Here is a 3,818-nt window from a genome sequence, read left to right as displayed (position 1 = left end):
CGAGCTCGACCTCGCCGCCGCCGAGGACGACGTCTCCGGCGGCTGATCCCCGCCGCCCACCCACCCCCCCGGCCGGTTCGAGGTGATCCCGCGCACTCCACCGTCCGCTTCCACCTCGACCCGGCGCTCGAGCGGTGTCCCCTCGCCGCGGTCGAGGTAGTACGGGACACGCTGTCGTCCGGTATCACCTCGACCCACGGGTGAGCGGGTTCCCTTCTCGCGTTCGAGGTGATTCCGCGTATCCCGCGGTCCGCTTTCACCTCGACCCCGCGCACGAGCGGCGGTGGCGGTGTGCACAGGGGGGAGCCGTGCACAGCCGGAGCGGGCGGGCGGCAGGTTGGCGCCCCACTGCGCACGGTGCACGGGTGAGACGGGAGCGGTACGAGCAGGTGCTGGCGGCAGCGGCGGGTACGGGTGGGGTGGTGAGCCGCCGCGTCCTGCGCGAGCTGGGGGTCCAGCGTGGCCACATCCGCCACCAGGTGGCGCACGGGCGCTGGCACGTCGCCGGGACGCAGACGGTGGTCCCGCACCGCGGTGCCGTGTCGGTCGACGGACGACGGTGGGCGGCGCTGTGGGAGACGGGTGCGTCGATCGCGGTGCTCGACGGGGTCACCGCGCTGCAGGTAGCGGGTCTGCGGAACTTCGAGGACGACGACGTGCACGTCTCGGTGGTGCACCGCCACGACGTCCGCCGGCTCGAGGGGGTTCGGGTGCACAAGGTCATCCGGCGCGTGCCTGGCGAGGTCGTCGAGCAGGGGATCCCTCGGACGACGCCCGCGGTGGCGGCGTTGCGTGCCGCCTACTGGGCACGGACGGACCGGCAGGCCGCCCTCGTCCTCCTGATGGTGGTGCAGCAGCGGCTCGCCAGCCCCGAACAGCTCCTCGAGCGGTCGCGGCAGCTGCGTGGTCGGCGTCGCCGGGCCTTCGTGCGGGACGTCGTGGGCTACCTGACCTGCGGCGTGGAGTCGCTCGGCGAGCTCGACTTCGCCCGGCTGTGCCGGCAGCGTGGCCTGCCGGAGCCGACGCGACAGGTGGTGGTGCACGGGACCGGGGGACGGATGTACCTGGACGTGCGGTGGGAGGAGCACGGCCTCGTGGTCGAGGTGGACGGGGTGCAGCACCGCGAGGGGTTGCAGGTCAGCGCCGACAACCTCAGCCGCAACGAGGTGTCGCTCGGTGACGACCGGGTGCTGCGGATCGACCTGGTCGGTCTGCGGCTGCAGCCGGACCGGTTCCTCGACCAGGTACGTCGCGGGCTCCGCCGCGGCGCGCCTGCGGGGTTCGAGGTGAGGGCGGACGCCCGTTCGTCCGGTATCACCTCGAACCGGCGGACGGAGGGGGGTGGGGAGAGTGGCTGGCGCGACTACCCTGGCGGGCGATGAGCACCGAGGAGACGACCACGCTGCTGCCGCGAGCGGTCGCCTGGGCCGACACCATGGCCGGGCACCAGACGCCGGGGGACGGGACGCCGGTCGTCCGGGCGCACCGCGACAGCACCGCGCTGATCGCCCCGCCGCGCCCGCTGACCCGCGAGGCGCGCGAGGAGATCGAGGCCGCCACCCTGACCCCGGGCGCCACCCTCGCCTCCGGTGCCGGCGACCGTGCCCGCCCGGAGGAGCCGGATCCGGAGCGCACCTGCTTCGAGCGCGACCGCGACCGGATCCTGCACTCCACCGCGTTCCGCCGGCTGGCCGGCAAGACCCAGGTGGTGGTGTGGCCCGACGACCACCAGCGCACCCGGCTCACCCACGCCATGGAGGTGATGCAGGTGGCGTCCTCGATCGCGCGGGGGATCGGGGCCAACGTCGCCCTCACCGAGGCCATCGCGCTCGGCCACGACTGCGGCCACGGGCCCGGCGGGCACGCCAGCGAGGACGCCTTCGACACCTTCCTCCCCGAGGGCTACGACCACGGGCCGTGGGGGGCCGACGTCGTGCTCACCCCGCTCAACCTGTGCAGCCAGACCCTCGACGGGATCCGCAACCACTCCTGGTCACGGCCGGCGCCGGCGACCGTGGAGGGTGAGATCGTCTCCTGGGCCGACCGGATCGCCTACTGCGCCCACGACCTCGAGGACGCCATCCGCGCCGGCATCATCAGTGCCGAGGACGTGCCGGCGGAGGTGCTCCGACGCTGCGGGCGCAGCCAGCGCGAGCAGCTCGGCACCTTCATCCGGGCCGTCATCGGCTCGGTGGTGCAGCACGGCCGGGTCGGCATGGACGCCGAGACCGCGCACGCACTGGCCAGCTTGCGCGCCTTCAACTACGAGCGGATCTACACCCGCCCGGCCTCGGTCGCCCAGGCCCGGGCGGTGGTGCGGGTGCTGCACGCCCTGGTCGAGCACCTGGTCGACCGGCCGGAGCTGCTGCCCGGTCAGACGGCCCTCGACGCCGGCAGCGAGGAGGCGGTGCGGGCCGCGGTCACCTGGGTCGGCGGGATGACCGACCGCTACGCCTTCGAGACGGCCGTCCGGCTGCTCGACTGGGACCGGGACGACCTGCCGCAGGGGATCGACGCCACCGAGTAGCCGGCGGACGCGGGGGGCGGGTCAGCGCACGCCGCGGGCCCGCAGCGTCATCGCCCCGAGGACGCCGACCAGGGTGAGCCCGGCGGCGACCCAGCTCAGCGGACCGAGCTCCTCGGGCGCCACCACGAGGTCGATGACCACCGCGGCGACCACCTGGCCGGCGACCGCCCAGAGCCCCAGCACCAGCACGCCGTGGATCCGCACCATCACCGTCGACAGCGAGATGAAGGCGATCCCGAACAGCCCGCCGAGGTAGAGCCACCACTGCCCGGGCAGCCCGACGAGCTCGCCCGGCGCGAGGAACGACAGCGCCAGGAACACCAGCAGCCCGGCCGTCCCGACGAGGAAGTTGTTCCAGGTGGTCGGCCACGGTCCGGCGTGCACCGCGACGCGGCCGTTCAAGCCCTGCTGGATGCTGGTGCCCGCCCCGGCGAGCAGGGGCAGCGCGGCCGTCAGCACCAGCGCCGGGGTGACCGAGGTGGAGCTCAGCCCGACCTGGACGCCCGACAGCACCGCCGCGACCACGGCCAGCACCGACCCGAACAGCCGGGGTAGCGAGATCGCCGTGCGCCCGCTCGGGCCCCAGCCGAAGTGGTCGACCAGCAGGGCGGTCACCGACTGCCCGGCGACGAAGCAGACGATGAACAGCGCCACCCCGAGCAGCCCGGTCGCCAGACCCTGGGACGCCACGAAGGCCGCACCGAAGAGCCCGCCGAGCAGCAGCCGCAGCGGCACGTCACCGGCCCGGACGCCCCGGTAGAGCCCGCGCAGGCGCCGTCCGCTGGGCCGGTGCAGCAGCACCCAGGCGGTGAGCAGCACCAGCCCCGAGCCGAAGCTGATCACCGCAGCCAGCGCCCCGGCCCGCAACCCGGTGCCGAGGCCGGCGGCGAGCTGGCCGTTGATCAGCGACTGCACCGACACGAACCCACCGATCGCCAGCATCGCCGGCACCGTGAGGGCCTTCATCCGGGTGCTCGCGGTGGCCGGGGTCAGCGGCGTCGTCGAGGTGCGGGAGGTGGTGTCGGGGTGGACGGCTCGGCTCACCTGGTGAGTCTAGGACCGTCCCGCCGGGACGCCTCCCCGCCGTCCACCCACGCCTCGGCGCTCGCCCGGCGTCGCCAGCAGGGCCACCGGCGTCGGCCATCGCGCTCCGGCTCGGTGCAGGGGGACCGGGGATCAGCGGCGTCGTGGCGCCGGCAGCCGGTAGCGGTGGTCGGCCACCCAGCGGTAGCCGGCCCGGGCGAGCGGCCGCACCGGTGGCAGCCGCAGCACCGCCGCGGCGAGGCGGGCC

At 74.7% G+C, this 3,818-nt stretch carries 4 protein-coding genes; 2 read left to right on the top strand and 2 right to left on the bottom strand.

The window, feature by feature from the left end; all coding sequences use genetic code 11:
- The first annotated feature begins 365 nt into the window (after positions 1–365).
- Together DVA66_RS18055 and DVA66_RS18050 are read left to right on the top strand one after the other, a co-directional pair.
- Positions 366–1,382 carry a hypothetical protein gene (locus tag DVA66_RS18055; protein WP_157974105.1) on the top strand — a complete coding sequence of 339 codons (1,017 nt, stop codon included), beginning with the start codon at positions 366–368 and terminating at the stop codon, positions 1,380–1,382.
- 53 nt (positions 1,383–1,435) lie between these two features.
- Entirely contained in the window at positions 1,436–2,527 is a 1,092-nt protein-coding gene (locus DVA66_RS18050) for an HD domain-containing protein (RefSeq protein ID WP_114561287.1), read from the top strand.
- 21 nt (positions 2,528–2,548) lie between these two features.
- Here DVA66_RS18050 and DVA66_RS18045 read toward each other — a convergent pair whose 3' ends face one another.
- Together DVA66_RS18045 and DVA66_RS22155 are read right to left on the bottom strand one after the other, a co-directional pair.
- Positions 2,549–3,571, bottom strand: coding sequence for a DMT family transporter (locus DVA66_RS18045; RefSeq protein ID WP_114561285.1), 1,023 nt, complete (start codon positions 3,569–3,571; stop codon positions 2,549–2,551).
- Positions 3,572–3,703: 132 nt separating this feature from the next.
- On the bottom strand, positions 3,704–3,818 hold a 115-nt coding region (locus DVA66_RS22155; protein WP_114561284.1), incomplete at its 5' end, for a DCC1-like thiol-disulfide oxidoreductase family protein.

The sequence above is a fragment of the Desertihabitans aurantiacus genome (genome assembly GCF_003344635.1).
Lineage (GTDB): Bacteria > Actinomycetota > Actinomycetes > Propionibacteriales > Propionibacteriaceae > Desertihabitans > Desertihabitans aurantiacus.
This window is presented reverse-complemented; position numbering and strand designations above follow the sequence as displayed.